The 15,679-nt window shown below is 65.8% G+C and carries 15 protein-coding genes; 5 read left to right on the forward strand and 10 right to left on the reverse strand.

Annotation, left to right across the window (positions count from 1 at the left end; genetic code table 11):
• Positions 1-7: 7 nt before the first annotated feature.
• The 3 genes from AC1DD3_RS16830 to AC1DD3_RS16840 are packed head-to-tail and all read right to left on the reverse strand — an operon-like array spanning position 8 to position 2,240.
• Complete coding sequence (locus tag AC1DD3_RS16830) at positions 8-1,324, reverse strand: MFS transporter (protein ID WP_476882130.1); 1,317 nt, start codon at positions 1,322-1,324, stop codon at positions 8-10.
• A gap of 14 nt (positions 1,325-1,338) precedes the next feature.
• Entirely contained in the window at positions 1,339-1,776 is a 438-nt protein-coding gene (locus AC1DD3_RS16835) for a MaoC family dehydratase (RefSeq protein ID WP_476882131.1), read from the reverse strand.
• A 2-nt stretch (positions 1,777-1,778) separates the two neighbouring features.
• A complete protein-coding gene (locus tag AC1DD3_RS16840; protein ID WP_476876491.1) occupies positions 1,779-2,240 on the reverse strand; it encodes an FAS1-like dehydratase domain-containing protein in 462 nt (153 codons plus the stop codon).
• 119 nt (positions 2,241-2,359) lie between these two features.
• On the opposite strand from AC1DD3_RS16840, the gene AC1DD3_RS16845 reads away from it, so the two are divergent.
• Both AC1DD3_RS16845 and AC1DD3_RS16850 read left to right on the forward strand, forming a co-directional pair.
• The gene (locus tag AC1DD3_RS16845; RefSeq protein ID WP_476882132.1) at positions 2,360-2,752 is read left to right on the forward strand and encodes an ArsR/SmtB family transcription factor; all 393 of its coding nucleotides are present in this window, start codon (positions 2,360-2,362) and stop codon (positions 2,750-2,752) included.
• Positions 2,753-2,775: 23 nt separating this feature from the next.
• Complete coding sequence (locus AC1DD3_RS16850; RefSeq protein ID WP_476882133.1) at positions 2,776-4,467, forward strand: SulP family inorganic anion transporter; 1,692 nt, start codon at positions 2,776-2,778, stop codon at positions 4,465-4,467.
• On the opposite strand, the gene AC1DD3_RS16855 is transcribed toward AC1DD3_RS16850, so the two are convergent.
• Both AC1DD3_RS16855 and AC1DD3_RS16860 read right to left on the reverse strand, forming a co-directional pair.
• The gene (locus AC1DD3_RS16855; RefSeq protein WP_230117545.1) at positions 4,455-4,679 is read right to left on the reverse strand and encodes a DUF3188 domain-containing protein; all 225 of its coding nucleotides are present in this window, start codon (positions 4,677-4,679) and stop codon (positions 4,455-4,457) included. The two genes, AC1DD3_RS16850 and AC1DD3_RS16855, sit on opposite strands and share 13 nt — an antisense overlap.
• Positions 4,680-4,876: 197 nt before the next feature.
• The gene (locus AC1DD3_RS16860; protein WP_230117512.1) at positions 4,877-5,740 is read right to left on the reverse strand and encodes an HpcH/HpaI aldolase/citrate lyase family protein; all 864 of its coding nucleotides are present in this window, start codon (positions 5,738-5,740) and stop codon (positions 4,877-4,879) included.
• 370 nt (positions 5,741-6,110) lie between these two features.
• Here AC1DD3_RS16860 and AC1DD3_RS16865 point away from each other — a divergent pair, with 370 nt between their 5' ends.
• Together AC1DD3_RS16865 and AC1DD3_RS16870 are read left to right on the forward strand one after the other, a co-directional pair.
• Entirely contained in the window at positions 6,111-7,130 is a 1,020-nt protein-coding gene (locus AC1DD3_RS16865; RefSeq protein ID WP_476882134.1) for an ABC transporter substrate-binding protein, read from the forward strand.
• Between the two features lie 49 nt (positions 7,131-7,179).
• On the forward strand, positions 7,180-8,103 hold the full coding sequence (locus AC1DD3_RS16870) for a TauD/TfdA dioxygenase family protein (RefSeq protein ID WP_476882135.1): 924 nt from the start codon (positions 7,180-7,182) through the stop codon (positions 8,101-8,103).
• A gap of 89 nt (positions 8,104-8,192) precedes the next feature.
• On the opposite strand, the gene AC1DD3_RS16875 is transcribed toward AC1DD3_RS16870, so the two are convergent.
• The 5 genes from AC1DD3_RS16875 to AC1DD3_RS16895 all read right to left on the reverse strand — a co-directional run bounded on the left by AC1DD3_RS16875 (position 8,193) and on the right by AC1DD3_RS16895 (position 14,247).
• Complete coding sequence (locus AC1DD3_RS16875) at positions 8,193-9,155, reverse strand: aldo/keto reductase (RefSeq protein ID WP_230117509.1); 963 nt, start codon at positions 9,153-9,155, stop codon at positions 8,193-8,195.
• Between the two features lie 117 nt (positions 9,156-9,272).
• On the reverse strand, positions 9,273-10,985 hold the full coding sequence (locus AC1DD3_RS16880) for a glycoside hydrolase family 13 protein (protein ID WP_230117508.1): 1,713 nt from the start codon (positions 10,983-10,985) through the stop codon (positions 9,273-9,275).
• A gap of 53 nt (positions 10,986-11,038) precedes the next feature.
• Positions 11,039-11,977 (reverse strand): carbohydrate ABC transporter permease, encoded by a 939-nt coding sequence (locus tag AC1DD3_RS16885; RefSeq protein ID WP_290369716.1) that lies wholly within the window; start codon positions 11,975-11,977, stop codon positions 11,039-11,041.
• Positions 11,977-12,930, reverse strand: coding sequence for a carbohydrate ABC transporter permease (locus AC1DD3_RS16890; RefSeq protein ID WP_230117507.1), 954 nt, complete (start codon positions 12,928-12,930; stop codon positions 11,977-11,979). The genes AC1DD3_RS16885 and AC1DD3_RS16890 overlap by 1 nt, the downstream gene beginning before the upstream one ends.
• Before the next feature lie 27 nt (positions 12,931-12,957).
• Positions 12,958-14,247 carry an ABC transporter substrate-binding protein gene (locus AC1DD3_RS16895; protein ID WP_230117506.1) on the reverse strand — a complete coding sequence of 430 codons (1,290 nt, stop codon included), beginning with the start codon at positions 14,245-14,247 and terminating at the stop codon, positions 12,958-12,960.
• A gap of 224 nt (positions 14,248-14,471) precedes the next feature.
• Between AC1DD3_RS16895 and AC1DD3_RS16900 the strand changes: the two genes are divergently transcribed.
• The gene (locus tag AC1DD3_RS16900; protein WP_230117505.1) at positions 14,472-15,674 is read left to right on the forward strand and encodes an ROK family transcriptional regulator; all 1,203 of its coding nucleotides are present in this window, start codon (positions 14,472-14,474) and stop codon (positions 15,672-15,674) included.
• Positions 15,675-15,679: the final 5 nt, after the last annotated feature.

Raw genomic sequence — 15,679 nt, forward strand, 5'->3', positions numbered from 1 at the left:
GTCCAGCTTAACTTGGATTGCCGCCCCGCCAGTTATTGTGCCTGCGCCCGCTTGGGCCAGGCTCCTTCCGCGCCACCGGTGACAGCAGGAAACTCACCACCAGCACAGCCATGACAGCAAGCAGGGAGTGCAGGATCCCGACGTGCTCGGCCAGAAGGCCCAGCAGCGGCGGCCCGCACAGGAAAGCTCCATAGCCGATGGTGGAGACCACGGACACCCGGGCAGCTGCCTTGGCGGGGTCGTCGGCGGCGGCGGACATTCCCACCGGGAAACCGAGCGACGCGCCAAGTCCCCACACGGCCAGGGCGGTGTAGGCCAGCCACGGAACTGGCGCGAAAACGAACAGTGCCAGTCCCGCGACGGCGAGCGCCGAGCACCAGCGCATCACGGGAACCCGGCCGAACCGGTCCAGCACCACGGTTCCGGCGAACCGGCCGACCGTCATGAACGTGACAAAGATGCCGTAGCCCGCCGCACCGGCAGCGTCCGACTGGTGGTGGCCGTCGGCAAGCGCCAGCGCCACCCAGTCCCCCGCCGCGCCTTCGGCCAACGCCAGGCCGAGCACCATGACACCCAGCAGCAGTGTCCGCCTGTCGCGCCAGGCCTGGGCGATCTTGCGCTTGTTGTCCAGCGGGGCCTCGCTTGTCTCGGCTCCCTGGCGGATGACGGGGATCGGGCCCGTGATGGGGTCTTCGAAGGTGTCCTGCCGGTACGTGGAGTCCCGTCCAATCGGGGTGACGTCCGCGAGGAACCAGCGGGCCGCCGTCGTCACCGAACCGGCAACCACCAGGCCCGCGGCGGCGAGGTGCCAGAACACCGGCACGCCGGTTCCGGCCGCCCAGGCCCCAAGGCCTGCGCCGGCCACGGTTCCGAGGCTGAATGCGCCGTGCAGGCGCGGCATGATGTGCCGTCCCACGGCGCGCTCCACCGCGGCGCCTTCCACATTGGAGGCCGTGTTCCAGCTCGCCGTGCCCAGCCCGATGACGGCCAGTCCGGCGGCAACCGCCAGCGGACTGGCCAGCACCGACGTTCCGAATCCGGCCAGCGCCAGGCCACAGCCCACCATGATGCTGCCGGTCCGGATGGTCCGTTTGGACCCGAGCCGCAGCACGATCAGTCCCGAGGCGGACACCGACAGAAAGGAGCCCGCCGTCATGCAGAGCAGCAGCAGCCCGATGGTCCCCGGAGTAAGGTCCAGGCCGTCCCGGATGGCAGGCAGCCGGGAGACCCAGGAGGCGAAGGCAATGCCGCTGGCGGCGTAGGCCACCACCACCGCATTTCGCCAGTGGGTGACCTCCGGCGCCTGGACGGCTGTGGAGCTCAAGAACGCATCACGTTTCAGGACACCCTGACCTGGGCCTGCGCCTTCATGAGGACTTTCTGCCCGTCAAAGACCACGGCGAGGTCCACGCGTGCGGTGCGCGCCTCGGCGTCGAGCGAGCCGACGGTTCCGCTGACCTCGATCACGGCTCCGGCGTCGGCGGTTCCGGTGGTGTCGGTGACCAGCACCGGTTTGGTAAAGCGGGTCTGGTAGTCGACGACGGCGGCCGGGTCGCCTGCCCAGTCGGTCACCAGCTGCACCGCAGCGCCCATGGTGAACATGCCGTGCGCGATGACGCCGGGAAGCTCCACGCCCGTGGCGAAGGCCTCGTTCCAGTGGATGGGATTGAAATCCCCCGAGGCGCCCGCGTACTTGACCAGGTCCTGCCGGGTGACGCCGATGCTGCGGGTGCCGATGTCCTGGCCAACGCTCAGTTCTTCGAAAGTGGGGTTCATGGTTACTGTCCCTCTCCGCGGACCAGGATGGATGACTTGGTGGTGGAAACAGGCTCCCGCCCGTCCGCATCGGTGAGTGCGAAAATCTCCGCGCGGGTGGTGATCATGGCACCGCCGCCCATGGCACGGACACCGTCGACGTGCAGCTCAGCCACCAGGCGGTCACCTGCGAAAATGGGGCGGTGGTGGGTGAATCGCTGGTCGGCATGGACCACGCGGGAGAAGTCGATGCCGGCCTCGGGATCCTCGATCAGCTGGGCATCGGCGCGCTGTGCGATGATGATCGCAAAAGTTGGCGGAGCCACGAGATCGCGGTGGCCCAGGGCCTGCGCGGCGTCGAGATCAAAATGGGCGGGATGCGTGGCCTTGACTGCGCGGGCAAACTCGCGGATTTTCTCGCGGCCGACGTCGTACACCTCTGCGGCAGGGTAGCTCCGACCCTGCAGATCCGGATTGATAGTCATGGCCTCAAGCCTATCGTTTCCCCCTCCACAGCCGGCTGTTACCCGCCGGGTGATATGATGAATTCATCATTCCATCAATTCGGGCCACGGGCCGGCCTGAACAGGAACGGCAGGTCACGATGATTTCCGCAAACCAGGCACCCTTGTACGAAATCAAGGCGAACCTCTTCAAGGCGCTTGCGCATCCGGCGCGGATCCGGATCCTCGAGCTGCTGGCGGCCGCCCCGGACACCGCCGCCCCGGTGAGCTTCCTCCTGTCCGAAACAGGCCTGGAAGCCTCGCATCTGTCCCAGCACCTGGCAACACTGCGCCGGCATAAGGTGGTGACGTCCGTCCGCTCAGCGAATGTGGTGACGTACCGCATCGCGCACCCCAAGATCGCCGAGCTCCTGGCCATCGCCCGGGCATTCCTGCTGGACACCCTGGCGGATTCAAACGAGCAGCTCCGGCTTGCGCAGGATTTGCCCAGGACGCACCTGCCCAGCGGACACCCCGCCGGCCCCTCGGCATGAGCGCCGGCTCGGAAACGGCAGGCATGGAACGGCCAGACAAGGCGCAGCTGCGGACGCCCGGGCTGAAATCGGCGCTCTGGAAGTTTCTTCCGTCCGGGCGCGACTATGACGGTCTGCGCTCCTCCTGGCGGACGGATCTTCTTGCCGGCATCACCGTAGGCATCGTGGCCCTTCCGCTGGCTCTAGCCTTTGGCGTCAGTTCAGGCGTGGGTGCCGAGGCAGGACTGATCACGGCCGTGGTGGCGGGCTTGGTGGCGGCAATCATGGGCGGATCCAATGTGCAGGTGTCCGGCCCCACTGGCGCCATGGTGGTGGTCTTGGCCCCTGTGGTGGCCGCCCACGGGCCCGGCAGCGTCGCACTCGTGACTCTGCTGGCCGGTTTGATGGTCTGTGCACTGGGGATCAGCGGCCTGGGGCGGGCCGTTGCGTTCATCCCCTGGCCCGTGGTGGAGGGCTTTACGCTGGGCATCGCAGCCATCATTTTCCTCCAGCAGGTGCCGCTGGCCACCGGCACAGCGGGGCTTCCCGGACACAACACGCTTCTGGCAGCAGTCGAGGCAGCCGCGGAAGCCAGGTCACCGATGGTCATCCAGACTTTGGCAGTGGTCGCAGCCGTGGCCGCCGTGATGCTGGTGGCATCCAAGCTTCACAAGTCCCTTCCCGCAAGCCTGATCGCGGTGCTGCTGGTGACTGTGGCGGCGGAACTGCTACGCCTGGACATCCCCCGCATCGGGACCCTCCCCCATTCCCTGCCGGCGCCCCGCCTGCCGTCTCTTGACCCGGGCGCGCTCAGCGGGCTGCTGATGCCTGCCGTAGCCATCGCCTCGCTGGCGGCGATCGAGTCCCTGCTGTCAGCACGCGTTGCGTCCGGCATGGCCGGACCGGACAGCAGGCCGAGCGGCCCTTACAGCCCGGACCGCGAACTCACCGGGCAGGGGCTGGCTTCCATCGCGGCCGGGCTGTTCGGCGGCATGCCGGCCACCGGCGCCATCGCCAGGACGGCCGTCAACGTTCGCTCCGGCGCCAGGACCCGGGTGTCGGCCATCGTCCATGCCCTGGTGCTGCTTGCCATCATCTACCTCGCGGCAAGGCTGGTGGGCAGAATTCCGCTGGCGGTGCTGGGCGGGATTCTGATGGTGACAGCCACACGGATGGTCTCAACCCGCACTGTCAACGCCATCCTTCGATCCACCCGCGCGGACGCCGCCGTCTTTGTCCTGACGGCGGTCATCACGGTGGCCTTTGACCTGATTGTTGCCATCCAGATCGGGCTGGCGGCCGCGGCACTGCTGACGCTGCGGAAGTTTGCTTCGCTCAGCGGGGTACGCCGCGAGCAGATTGCAGAGAAGCCGGTCGAGGGCGACGACCACATTGCCATCTTTAGGCTCGAAGGCGCGATGTTCTTCGGCGCGGCTGAACGCATCCTGCAGGAGATCAGCCAAGTGAAGGACATCCAGGTGGCGGTCATCCGCCTGTCTCAGGTGCGGCTGCTGGACGCCACGGGAGCCCACGCACTGGTGGAGGTCATCGCTGCCCTGGAGCTGCGCGGCATCACCGTGCTACTGAAGGGCGTACGGCCGGAGCACCTGGCGCTGGTCACGAACGTGGGTGTCATCCGGTCCCTGCGCCACCATAAGCACCTCTTCACCGACCTGCCGGCGGCGATAGAGCACGCGCGCAGCCATGTCCGAAGGAACGCAGGCTACCTCTTGTAGCTCTTCCTGACGTGCTGGCCGCGGATCACCAGCGCCACGACGTGCAGGAGCAGGCCCACGCCGATCACTGGCAGCGACGCGACCATTAGGCCCTGATTGTGGGCGGCGTTGCCGGCAATGTTGAGAACTATTCCGGCGGCGATCAGGCCCATCGCGCTGAAAACCAGAATCTTGTAGGATGTGGGCGCAACGGCCCAGAATTCGTTCAGCACCATGACAGTCTACTAGTCCGTGCCCGCAATCAGTGGGCGAAAAGACCTTGGCATGACCGAGGCAGTGTTTGCCACCGTCCGCACAGCCGGAGACCGGGGCGGGTGCCGGCGAAAGCCGCCGGAGGCCCCTCCCAAAAGACCCCGTGCACCAGATAGCGGGTATCGGTCACGGGGTCTCCTGGAAATGCTGGCGCGGGCTACAGCGCCGGCTGCACGCCGAAGGCTACCGCGAGCTTCATGATCTTTTCGGCACGGCCCAGACGCGGCAGGTCGGACCCGTCGCGGATCACGCGGCCGTTGGCTTCGAAGTCGGCCATGAAGTCCGTGGCCCAGGCGACGTCCGACGGCGTGGGGCTGATGACCTCGTTGATGACGCTGGTCTGGTCGATGGCGAGGCAGAGCTTTCCGGTCATGCCCATCATCACGGTGATGCCGGTCTGCTCGCGCAGGATCGGGTGGTTGGTGCCGACCGTCGGGCCGTCGATGGGCCCGGGCAGGTTGCCGACGCGGCTGGCCACCACGAGCTTGGCGCGCGGGTAGGCCATGGCTTCGGGGGTGGCGGCCATGCCGGTGTCACGGCGGAAGTCGCCGGAGCCGAAGGCGAGGCGGAACGCGCCCTGGGCCTTGGCGATGTGGTTGGCTTCCTCGATGCCGAGCGCGCTCTCCACGAGCGGGATCACGGGCGTCTTGCCGTCCATCCGGTGGAAGCTTTCCGTGACCTGGTCCGCCGATTCAGTCTTGGCCAGCATGACGCCCAGGAGACCCGGGGTGCCGCGAAGGCCCGCGAGGTCATCCGCCCAGAACGGGCTGGTGGCGTCGTTGATCCGGACCCAGGCCTGGCCGCCGCCGGTCAGCCAGTTCACCACGTTGTCGCGGGCTGCATCCTTTTGCGAGGGGTCCACCGCATCTTCGATGTCCAGAATGATGGAATCCGCACGGGACACGGCCGACTGGTCGAAGAGTTCAGTTTTCATTGCATTGACCAGCAGCCACGAACGGGCGATTTCGGCAGGGATGTTGCGTTCGTGCCGGGTGATCTCGGCGGTGGAAGAAGACGTCATGCTTCTACCGTATCCGGCCCGCGCCCGGTAAGGCGAAGATGACCGGTCCCCGGCGGCGACCAATACGACCAAAAGCGGAAGTCTATTGTCCCGCGGGCAACTCCGCATGCCGGCCGTCACAGGGTTTCACCTGACGAAACCGGGCGCCTCATGACCTTTCGTTTCGCCGTATTTCCGCGGATTTCCAAGGGTTTCCCGCCGTGAACCGGGCACTTTCGTGCGGCGCGGAAGTGCGCTTACATCGATCCATCGGCCGCTGCGGCGGGCAGGGGACGGTCGGAAAACCAGCCGCCACGGACCCGCCCACTGAACCATTCCGCACCGAACCATTCACCCCGCGACAAGCATGAATCCACTGAAGGAACTTCACATGAAACGACACCTGACCATCCTGAGTGCTGCGGCCGCCGTCGTCATCGCCCTGACGGTGTCCGGCTGCGGCGGCCCCTCGGTGGGCGGCACGGGCGAACCCGGAGCCACCGAGGTGAAGGAACTCCGCTACCAGGGGTGGGCGAACACCGTGACCCTCCCCGAACTCGCCGAAGACCTCGGCTACCTGGGCGACGTGAAGCTGAACTGGGTGGGCAACACCATCAGCGGCCCGCAGGACATCCAGTCGGCAGCCACCGGGCAGACGGACTTCGGCGGGGCCTTCGCCGGAGCCGTAGTGAAACTGATCGAGGCCGGGGCGCCGGTCAAGGCAGTCATCAACTACTACGGCGAGGACAAGAAGACCTTCAACGGCTTCTACGTCAAGGAGGACAGCCCCATCCGGACGGCCAGGGATTTCATCGGCAAGAAGATCGCTGTGAACACCCTGGGCGCCCACTCGGAAGCCGTCATCAACACGTACCTCCGCAAGAACGGTCTTACCGCTGACGAGATCAAGCAGGTCCAGCTCGTGGTGGTCCCGCCCAACGACACCGAGGAAGCCATCCGCCGCGGCCAGGTGGACGCCGGCTCGCTGGGCAGCATCCTTCAGGACAAGGCCATCGCGAACGGCGGGCTGCGGTCCGTCTTCAGTGATTCGCAGCTGTTCGGCACGTTCGCCGGCGGCCCGTACGTCCTGCGCGAGGATTTCATCGCCCAGAACCCCAACACCACCCGGACGTTCACCACGGGCGTCGCGAAGGCGATCGAATGGGAACGCACCACGCCCCGCGAGGAAGTGATTGCGCGCTTTACGAAGATCATCAAGGAGCGCGGCCGGAATGAGAACCCCGCCGCCCTGCAGTACTGGAAGAGCGTGGGCGTGCCCGCCAAGGGCGAAATCAAGGACGAGGACTTCACCCGCTGGAACGACTACCTGAAGTCTGTCGGGATCATCAAGGACGACCTTGATCCCAAGAAGCTCTACACCAACGAGTTCAACGGCCTCATTGCCAAGTAATCCACCGCAGGATCATCCACCGCAACCGACACGACAGTAAGGAAGAACAATGACCGTTATCACCGAAACCAAGCTCGAATTCGCCAAGCTGGGCTCCCGCATCGGCGCCGAGATCCGCGGACTGGACCTCAGCGGGGACCTCAGTGCCGAGACAGTGGCGCAGATCCGCGCGGCCCTGAATGAGCACAAGGCGCTCGTCTTCCGGGAAGCCAACATCCTCTCCGACGAGGCCCAGGTGAAGTTCGCCAGCCATTTCGGACCGCTCACCAAGGCCCACCCTACGGTTGCCTCCGTGGAGGGCGAGGAAAACGTCCTGCCGGTGGACAGTGAAAACGGCTCCGCCAACAACTGGCACACCGACGTCACGTTCGTGGTCAATCCGCCGCAGGCGTCCACGCTGCGCAGCATCGACCTGCCGGCCTACGGCGGCGAGACACTCATTGCCTCCTCCGCGGCCGCCTACCGGGACCTGCCCGATGAGCTGCGGAACTTTGCGGACACGCTGTGGGCCATCCACACCAATGACTACGACTACTCCGTGCCCAAGAACCTGGAGCACCAGAACGCTGAGCAGCGCCGCAAGGAGTTCACCCGGCTGAAGTTCGAGACTGCCCACCCCGTGGTGCGTGTCCACCCGCTGACCGGCGAGCGCGGATTGTTCATTGGGGGCTTCGCGCAGCGCCTGCGGATCGTGGGCCTGTCCAACACCGAGTCCAAGGACATCATCCGGCTGCTGCAGGCGTACGTCACCCGGCCCGAGAACGTAGTGCGGGTGAACTGGGAGCCGAACCAGCTGGTGCTGTTCGACAACCGGATCACCCAGCACTACGCGCCGGACAACTACGACGGCCAGCCCCGCAAGCTCAACCGCGTGACTATTGCCGGCGACATTCCCGTGAGCGTGGACGGCACGCAGAGCCAGGCGCTCAAGGGCGACTCCTCCACCTACTCGGAGGTCGCCCCGCTGAACTAGCGGCCCGCCGTCGGGCCCTGCCCCATCTAGCTCGCATGAGGTGTCGTTTTGAGGCGTCAAAACGACACCAACTGCGAGCTCGTTGGGCTTTAAGGGATGTTGCTCCCCCGGGCGGTGACCCAGAGCCGGTACCACTCGGCCCGGGTCATGGTCTCGGCCATACGGGCGGCTCCGGCACAGGCCCGGATCCGGTCCGCATTCGCCGTCCCGATCACCGGGGCGATCCCCGCCGGGTGCTTCATGAGCCAGCCCAGCAGCACGGCCTCCCGGGTTGTTCCCTTCTCCCGCGCCATGTCCGAAAGCAGCTCGGCGGTGGCGGACTCGGCAGGTGTGACCCGTTCGGGCGGATTGCCGGTGTAGTGTCCCCGCGCCAGGGCGCCGTAGGCCTGCAGGGTGATCCCGTGCCTGGCGCAGTATTCGAGCGTCCCGTGCGGGAAGCTGTAGCTTCCGGCTTCCGGATGGTTGACGAGGACCGTGCTCTCCAGCCAGTCCCGCTTGAGCAGGCTGAGTTCCAGCTGGTTGGCCACCACCGGTGTCTCGAGGCTGTCCTGCAGGAACTCGATCTGGGCAGCCGACATGTTGGACACGCCCAGCGCCCGCACCTTGCCCTCGGCCATCAGCTTCCCGACGGCGGCGCTCACCTCCGCCGGGTCCACCAGGGGGTCGGGGCGGTGAAGCAGGAGGACGTCCACGTAGTCCGTGCGCAGGCGCTCGAGGCTGCCGTTGACCCGCTCGATGATGGCGTCACCGCTCAGGTCGTAGTGGGTCTCCAGTCCCCGCTCGTTGAGCCGGATGCCGCATTTGGTCTGCAGCTGGATGCGGTCACGCAGGCCCGGCGAAGCGGCCAGGACCTCGCCGAACACCGCCTCGGATTTGCCGCCGCGGTAGATGTCCGCATGGTCGAACAGCGTGACGCCGATGTCCATCGCGGCCTCGATGGCGGCAGCGGCGGTTTCCACATCCGTGGTTGTGTGCGGGTCATCTGACCAGCTGCCTCCCAGGCCCATGCAGCCATAGAGGAGCCTGCCGGACGGAATCGAATTTTCAGTCATTGCATCACTCTTTCACTTCCTCCAGCGGAGGCACAGTCCGTTAAAAAGCCCCGGTGGCGGCACCCCCAACGGGTACCGCCACCGGGACGGGTTACTGAGCCGTTCTCAGCTGTGGCGTCAGCGCAGCCAGGCCGTGGTGTTGGCCGGCAGCTTGCCGTCTTCTAGCGGGGCGCTGCTGACCAGCACCGTGCCCGCGGGGAGCTCAACAGCCTCGTCCCCGAAGTTGGTCACAGACTGCCAGCCGCCGGGGCGGGTGAAGTGCAGGACCTCCGGGTTGCCGGTTTCGAGCCACTCGAGCTCTTCCTCGGCCTGCAGTTCGCGGCGCAGCTTGAGTGCCTTGCGGTAAAGCTCAAGGGTGGAGCCTTCGGTGCCGTCCTGCGCCTCGACGGCGTACTTGCTGAACCAGTCCGGCTGCGGCAGGTGGGCGCCGCCGTCGCCGAATCCGAACGAGGTTCCCTCAACGGACCACGGCAGCGGCACACGGCAGCCGTCCCGGCCGACCTCCACGCCCTTGTTGCGGAAGAACGAGGGGTCCTGGCGCTCTGCGTCCGGGATGTCGGCGACTTCCTGGAGGCCGAGTTCCTCGCCCTGGTACAGGTAAGCCGAGCCGGGCACCGCGAGCATCAGCAGGGTGGCGGCGCGGGCGCGGCGCCGACCGAGCTCCACATCCAGCTCCTCTTTGGGCCCGCCGGCCAGCAGCCAGTCCTTGCCGTCCTGGCCCTTGGCGTGCTTCTTGCCCTTGGATCCCTTGGGCAGGCCGTAGCGGGTGGCGTGCCGGACGACGTCGTGGTTCGAGAACACCCAGGTGGAGGACGCACCGGTGGCGGCGGCCTCGGCCAGGTTGCGGGTGATGATCTCCTTGAATTCCTCGGCGTCGAAGTCGGCCTGCAGCAGGTCGAAGTTGAACGCCTGGCCCAGGCCCTCCGGGCTGGCGTAGCGCGGACGGCGGGTGGCGTGCACCCAGGCCTCGGCAACGGCGGTGCGCGGCGGGTTGTATTCGTTGAAGACCTCGCGCCACTCGGCGTAGACCTCGTGGACTTCGTCGCGGTCCCAGAACGGGTGCGAGCCGTCGGCGAAACCATCGGTGCCGGTGTTTGCCGCGCTCAGCTCCAGCTTGGACAGCAGCGGTTCGGTGAGGTCCTTGGTCAGGGCATGCGCCACATCGACGCGGAAGCCGTCCACGCCGCGGTCCGACCAGAAACGCAGGGTCTTGAGGAAGTCGTCGCGGACCTCCCGGTTGGCCCAGTTCAGGTCCGGCTGCTCCTTGGCGAAGATGTGCATGTACCACTGCCCGGGTGTGCCGTCAGGTTCGGTGATACGCTCCCAGGCCGGTCCGCCGAACACTGAGTCCCAGTCCGACGGCGCGAACTCGCCGTTGGGGCCCTTGCCGTCGCGGAAGATGTAGCGGTCACGGGCAGCCGAGCCCTTCGGGGAGGCGAGGGCTTCCTTGAACCACTCGTGCCGGTCCGAGGAGTGGTTCGGGACGATGTCGGCGATCAGCTTAATGCCCGCGGCGTGCAGCGCGGTGGCCATCTCGTCGAAGTCCGCCAGCGTGCCCAGCTTCGGGTCCACGTCGCGGTAATCGTCGACGTCGTAGCCGCCGTCGGCGAGAGCCGACGGGTAGAACGGGCTCAGCCAGACGGCGTCGATCCCCAGTGATTTCAGGTACGGAACCTTGGCCGTGATGCCCTTGATGTCGCCCAGGCCGTCACCGTTCGAGTCGGAGAAGCTTCGGGGGTAGATCTGGTAGACGGAGGCTTGGCGCCACCAGTTCGGATCGGCCAGACGGTCGGAATCGGACAGGGTTGCCAGCGTGGCAGTGGTGGACAAGGGATGATCCTTTTCTTGTGGTTGCGGTTGGTGCTGGATTGGGAAAGTTGGGTCTATTTGACGGCCCCGCGCATAACTCCGGAGAGTACCCACCGCTGGGCCAGGATGTAAACCACCAGGGTGGGTGCCATGGCCATCAGGTAGGACGCGAATGCGAGGCTGTAGTTGGTGTTGAATTCGCCCTGGAAAAGCATCTGCACCACGGGAAGGGTCTGCAGGGCAGGGTCCGCGATCATCATCTGGGGCAGCAGGAAGTCGTTCCACGAGCCAAGGAAAGCGAAGATGCCCACCGTGGCGTTCATCGGAGCCAGCAGCGGGAAGATGATCTTACGGAACACCTGCCACGTGGTGGCCCCGTCCATACGGGCCGATTCCTCCAGTTCCACCGGGATGGAGCGGACGAAGGCGATGTACAGCAGCGTGTTGAAGGAGATGCCGCCAAGGACGTGCAGGAACACGACGCCGGCCGGGTTGTCCAGGCCAAGCAGTGCTGTCTGCTTGATCAGGGGCAGGATGATCACCGGGAACGGGATGAACATGGCGGAGAGCAGGTACACGAAGGAGCCGCGGAAGAACTTCCGGTTCCAGTTCCGGGCAATTGCGTAGGCAACGAGTGAGCTGCAGGCCAGGGACCCCAGGACGCTGAACACGGTGACGAACGCCGTGGACATGAAGGCCCGCGGGAAGTTGGTGGCCACGTAGGCGGCGACGAAGTTTTCCCAGTTCATCGGGTTTGGCCATTCCAGGCCAGTACCGGTGCCGATCTGGTCCGGCGACTTCAGCGCCATGGCCACGGTGAAGTACAGCGGCAGCAGGACGGTCAGCGAGGCAACCACCATCAGGGCAGTGAGCCACCAGTTGATCTTGAAGCCTTCGCGGTTGGAGCGGCGGGTTTTACCCGCGGGCGAGGACCCGGGCCTGCGGAAGCCGTACTTGATGCCGGTGGACGCCGCTGCCCTGGCAATGGGCTCTGGAAGTGTGGATGCGGTCATTAGAGAGAAACCCCCCGGCGCTGGATGAGGCGCAGCTGGATAACGGAGATCAACAAGGTGATCAGGAAGTAGATGACGGCGTTCGCCATCTGGTAGGAATAATCGCCGCCCGTGAAGCCGGAGAAGATGCGCATTGCCACCGACTGCGTTGCCATGCCGGGACCGCCGCCGGTGAGGCCAACGATGATCTCGTAGGTTCCGAGGAAGCCCTTGAACCCGAGGATCACATTGATCACGAGGTACCCCATGATCAGCGGCAGTGTCAGGCTGTGGAACTGCCGGAAACTGCCCGCGCCGTCGAGGTCCGCGGCTTCATAGACCTCGGACGGCACGCTCTGGAGGCCGGCCAGGTAGATGATGGTGGCGCCGGGCGCTGCCTGCCACACGGTGACGATCACGATGGCCAGCCAGGCAAGGTTCTCGTTGGCGAGGATGCTCGTGGCCAGCGGCGTGAAGCCGAACTGTTCAGCCAGCACCGGGAGGGTGTTGGAGAACAGGTAGTTGAACACAAAGGAGACAATCAGGGCGGAGAGCACCATGGGGATGAAGAACACGGTGCGCATGCCGGTGCGCCACTTGATCTTGGCGTTGAGGCCAAGGGCGATGGCGAGCGCCACGACGTTGACCACCACGGTGGTGGTCAGGGCGAACACGAACGTGAAGATGTAGGACTGCAGTATCGCCGGGTCCTTGAAGATATTAACGTAATTGGACAGTCCGATGAACTTCCAGTCACCGTAGCCGGCATAGTTCGTGAGGCTGAAGAAGACGCCCACGAGTGCCGGCAGGGTGATAAAGAAGGCGAACAGCGCCAGTACGGGCACCACCATCCAGTAGTACGCGGGGTCGATCTTGTGCTTGGACCGGAATCTTTGGGGGCTGGCAGGGGCGGAAGTCGGTCTCTTGCGTCCTGCGGGACGGGCTGTCTGGGCCACCCGGGATGTTGTAGTCATGAAGGCTCCTGGATTCGGGGTGGGGGGTCAGACCGCGGTGCGTTCGGCGACGCGGCGCCATTCGTCGTCGAGGGCGGACAGGAACTGCTCGCCGTTCTTGCTGTACACGAAGGACTGGATGTAGTTGTTCAGCGGCACCGACGGCGGGAAGTAGGTGGTAGCGCCCTGGAAGTAGCGCGCCTCATCGACCGCTGCGCCCAGCCCGCTGATCTGCGGATTGCTGACGGCGGGAGCGTCCTTGAGCGGCGAGAACGCAGCGTTCTTCTCGTTGTAGGTGTTGACTACTGACGGCGCGAGCAGGTAGTTGACGAACCGCTGGGCGGCAGCCATGTTCGGCGTGTTGCGGGTGATGGAGAGCGCCATGTCCACGTTCACGCGGGCCTTGGTCTCGTCCGGGTTGTTCGTCACCGGCAGCGGGAAGCTTCCGAGCCTGATGTCCTTATTGGCCGCGACCAGCTGGGAGAGGGCCCACGGACCCTGCAGGTACATGGCCGCCTGGCCTTTGGCGAAGGCGGCGTTGCCGTCTGCATAGTTCTTGCTGGCAGCTCCGTTCTGCGCGAAGGACGCCAGCTGGAGCATTTTGGGCAGTGCCGGTCCGAAGTTGCTGGCAAACGACTCAGGGGCGTCCGCGGTGATGTCTGCACCCTTGGCGTTGAGCTTTGTGAAGAATTTCGCGACATCCAGAGCACCGCCGGACACGTAGTCGAACATGCCCTGGGCGAGGGTCCAGGGGTCCTTGAACGTTCCATAGATCGGCGCGATGCCGGCCGCCTTGAACTTTTCGCAGGCCGCCACGAACTCGTCCCAAGTGGTGGGTACGGAGACGCCCTGCGCCTCGAAAATGTCGCGGTTGTAAATGACGCCGGCGGCCGCCAGGGAGAACGGCAGGGCACTGATCTCGTTGCCGTTGTACTGGCCCCAGGAGCTGACGAGGTCCTGCATCTTCGGATCGATGGTGGCAGCCACGGGCATGTCCGAAAGGTCGGCGAAGATGCCCTTCCTGACGAAGTCTGCGGTGGCCTGCGCGAAGCCGCGGGTCACAACGTCCGGCGGATCGTTGCGGACCAGTCCCGGAACAAAGTTGCCCTCGTTGAAGTCCTGGACCACGCGGATGTCCGGGTTCAGTGCCTCGAAGTCCTTGATTACCTGGTTGAAGTAGTCCACCACTTCGGGCTTGTTCTGCATGAACCGCAGCGTGGTGACGCCGTTCTGGGTGCTGGGCGTGGCGCCGCAGCCGGAGAGGGGGGCCATGAAGGCGGCGCCGGCGAGGCCCGCGGCCTTCAGCAGCGCGCGCCTGCTAAGCGGGGCGGCGCTCACAGGGCAGAGGCCGACGTGCGGGCCTGGCGGGATTCGGGCTGGGGTCCGGGCGGGCGCTGCTTCAGGATGCTGTTCACGGTTGCTCCTTTGCAAAAGGCTGGGTGAATGTCTGGAAGAAAAGCCAGTGGTCGGCGGCCGTCCGGCCCACACGCTCTAAGTTTATATGGAATCTAAATTTAGTTCCTCAAGTATTATGTGGTGCAAAGCACAGGGAGGTCAACACCATGTCTGAAATGACGGCGGCAACGCCCCAGCTGCTGCGGCGCGTGAGCGCCGGTGCGGTCCTGGACTTCATGCGGGCCTCCGAGGCGGTGACGGTCACGGAAGTCATGCAGTCCACCGGGCTCACGCGGGCCACGGCCATTTCGGTGTGCGAAGACCTTATGGAGCGGGGCTGGATCAGGGAGCTGGAAAACCAGCGCGCGTTCGGCGGCTATCAGAAAGGCCGGCCGGCACGCCGGTTCGAGCTCAACGAGCGCGCCGGCTACGTCCTTGGCATGGACGTGGGCGTCTCCAAGGCCACAGTGGTGGTGTCCGATCTCCGCGGTATGACGCTGGGGCGGTCCAGCCAGCCGTTCGCCGGCGCCGAAATCTCGGCTCAGGAACGCATAGCCGTCATTGACCGGACAGCCATGACGGCGCTGCACAGTGTGGGAGCTGCCCCCGAGTCGGTCCTCGCTGTCTGCGCGGGCATCGCCGCGCCGGTGGATCGTCACGGAAATGTGCTGGCGGCCCAGCACTTCTGGGGTCTGTTCGACGTCGGCCTCAAGGCCGCGCTGAAAGATCTCCGCGGGTGGACAGTACTGCTCGAAAACGACGCCAACCTCGCGGCCCTCGGCGACCGCTGGCGGGGCGCAGCGGCGGGTGTGGACGACGTCGTCGTCATCCTGGCCAGTGAACGCTTCGGTTCCGGAGTGATCGACGGCGGGCGGCTGCTGCACGGCAGCGGCGGCGGCGCCGGCGAGCTGGCGTTCCTCGACATGGTCGAGGGCGTGGGCGACACCTTCGGGATTGCCACCCTGGCGCGTGTCTGGGCAGGGGAGGCCCTTGCCGGGCGGGCCAAGACCTCGCTCCGCGAGCATGCCCGGGAGGGCGCCGAAGCGGAACATGTTTTCGCCGCGGCCGCTGCGGGCGATGCAGTGGCTTTGCAAATCCTCGACAGGCTGGCCGACAGGATGGCCCGGGTGATTGGCGCCGTGGCCACGGTCATCAACCCGGAGCTGGTGGTCATCGGAGGCGCAGTGGCAAATTCCGCGGGTGTGCTGCTTGGGCCGATCGCCGAACGCCTGACCGAGTTCACTGCGACGCCGCCGCGGGTGGCGGTTTCCCCGCTGGGCGACTCAATCGTGACGGTGGGTGCCGTCAGGTGCGCCCTGGACTACGTGGAGAAAAACACCCTGGACCTGGAGCTGTCCGTCCCGGCCTAAGTCCC

The sequence above is a fragment of the Arthrobacter sp. 05T444 genome, from assembly GCF_056395905.1.

Bases quoted from the DNA above. Each gene is read 5' to 3' on its own strand.
- AC1DD3_RS16875 (WP_230117509.1), bottom strand. From the start codon at position 9,155: ATGACTGAAAATTCGATTCCGTCCGGCAGGCTCCTCTATGGCTGCATG.
- AC1DD3_RS16885 (WP_290369716.1), bottom strand. From the start codon at position 11,977: ATGACCGCATCCACACTTCCAGAGCCCATTGCCAGGGCAGCGGCGTCC.
- AC1DD3_RS16840 (WP_476876491.1), bottom strand. From the start codon at position 2,240: ATGACTATCAATCCGGATCTGCAGGGTCGGAGCTACCCTGCCGCAGAG.
- AC1DD3_RS16890 (WP_230117507.1), bottom strand. From the start codon at position 12,930: ATGACTACAACATCCCGGGTGGCCCAGACAGCCCGTCCCGCAGGACGC.
- AC1DD3_RS16845 (WP_476882132.1), top strand. From the start codon at position 2,360: ATGATTTCCGCAAACCAGGCACCCTTGTACGAAATCAAGGCGAACCTC.
- AC1DD3_RS16860 (WP_230117512.1), bottom strand. From the start codon at position 5,740: ATGACGTCTTCTTCCACCGCCGAGATCACCCGGCACGAACGCAACATC.
- AC1DD3_RS16850 (WP_476882133.1), top strand. From the start codon at position 2,776: ATGGAACGGCCAGACAAGGCGCAGCTGCGGACGCCCGGGCTGAAATCG.
- AC1DD3_RS16870 (WP_476882135.1), top strand. From the start codon at position 7,180: ATGACCGTTATCACCGAAACCAAGCTCGAATTCGCCAAGCTGGGCTCC.
- AC1DD3_RS16835 (WP_476882131.1), bottom strand. From the start codon at position 1,776: ATGAACCCCACTTTCGAAGAACTGAGCGTTGGCCAGGACATCGGCACC.
- AC1DD3_RS16900 (WP_230117505.1), top strand. From the start codon at position 14,472: ATGTCTGAAATGACGGCGGCAACGCCCCAGCTGCTGCGGCGCGTGAGC.
- AC1DD3_RS16865 (WP_476882134.1), top strand. From the start codon at position 6,111: ATGAAACGACACCTGACCATCCTGAGTGCTGCGGCCGCCGTCGTCATC.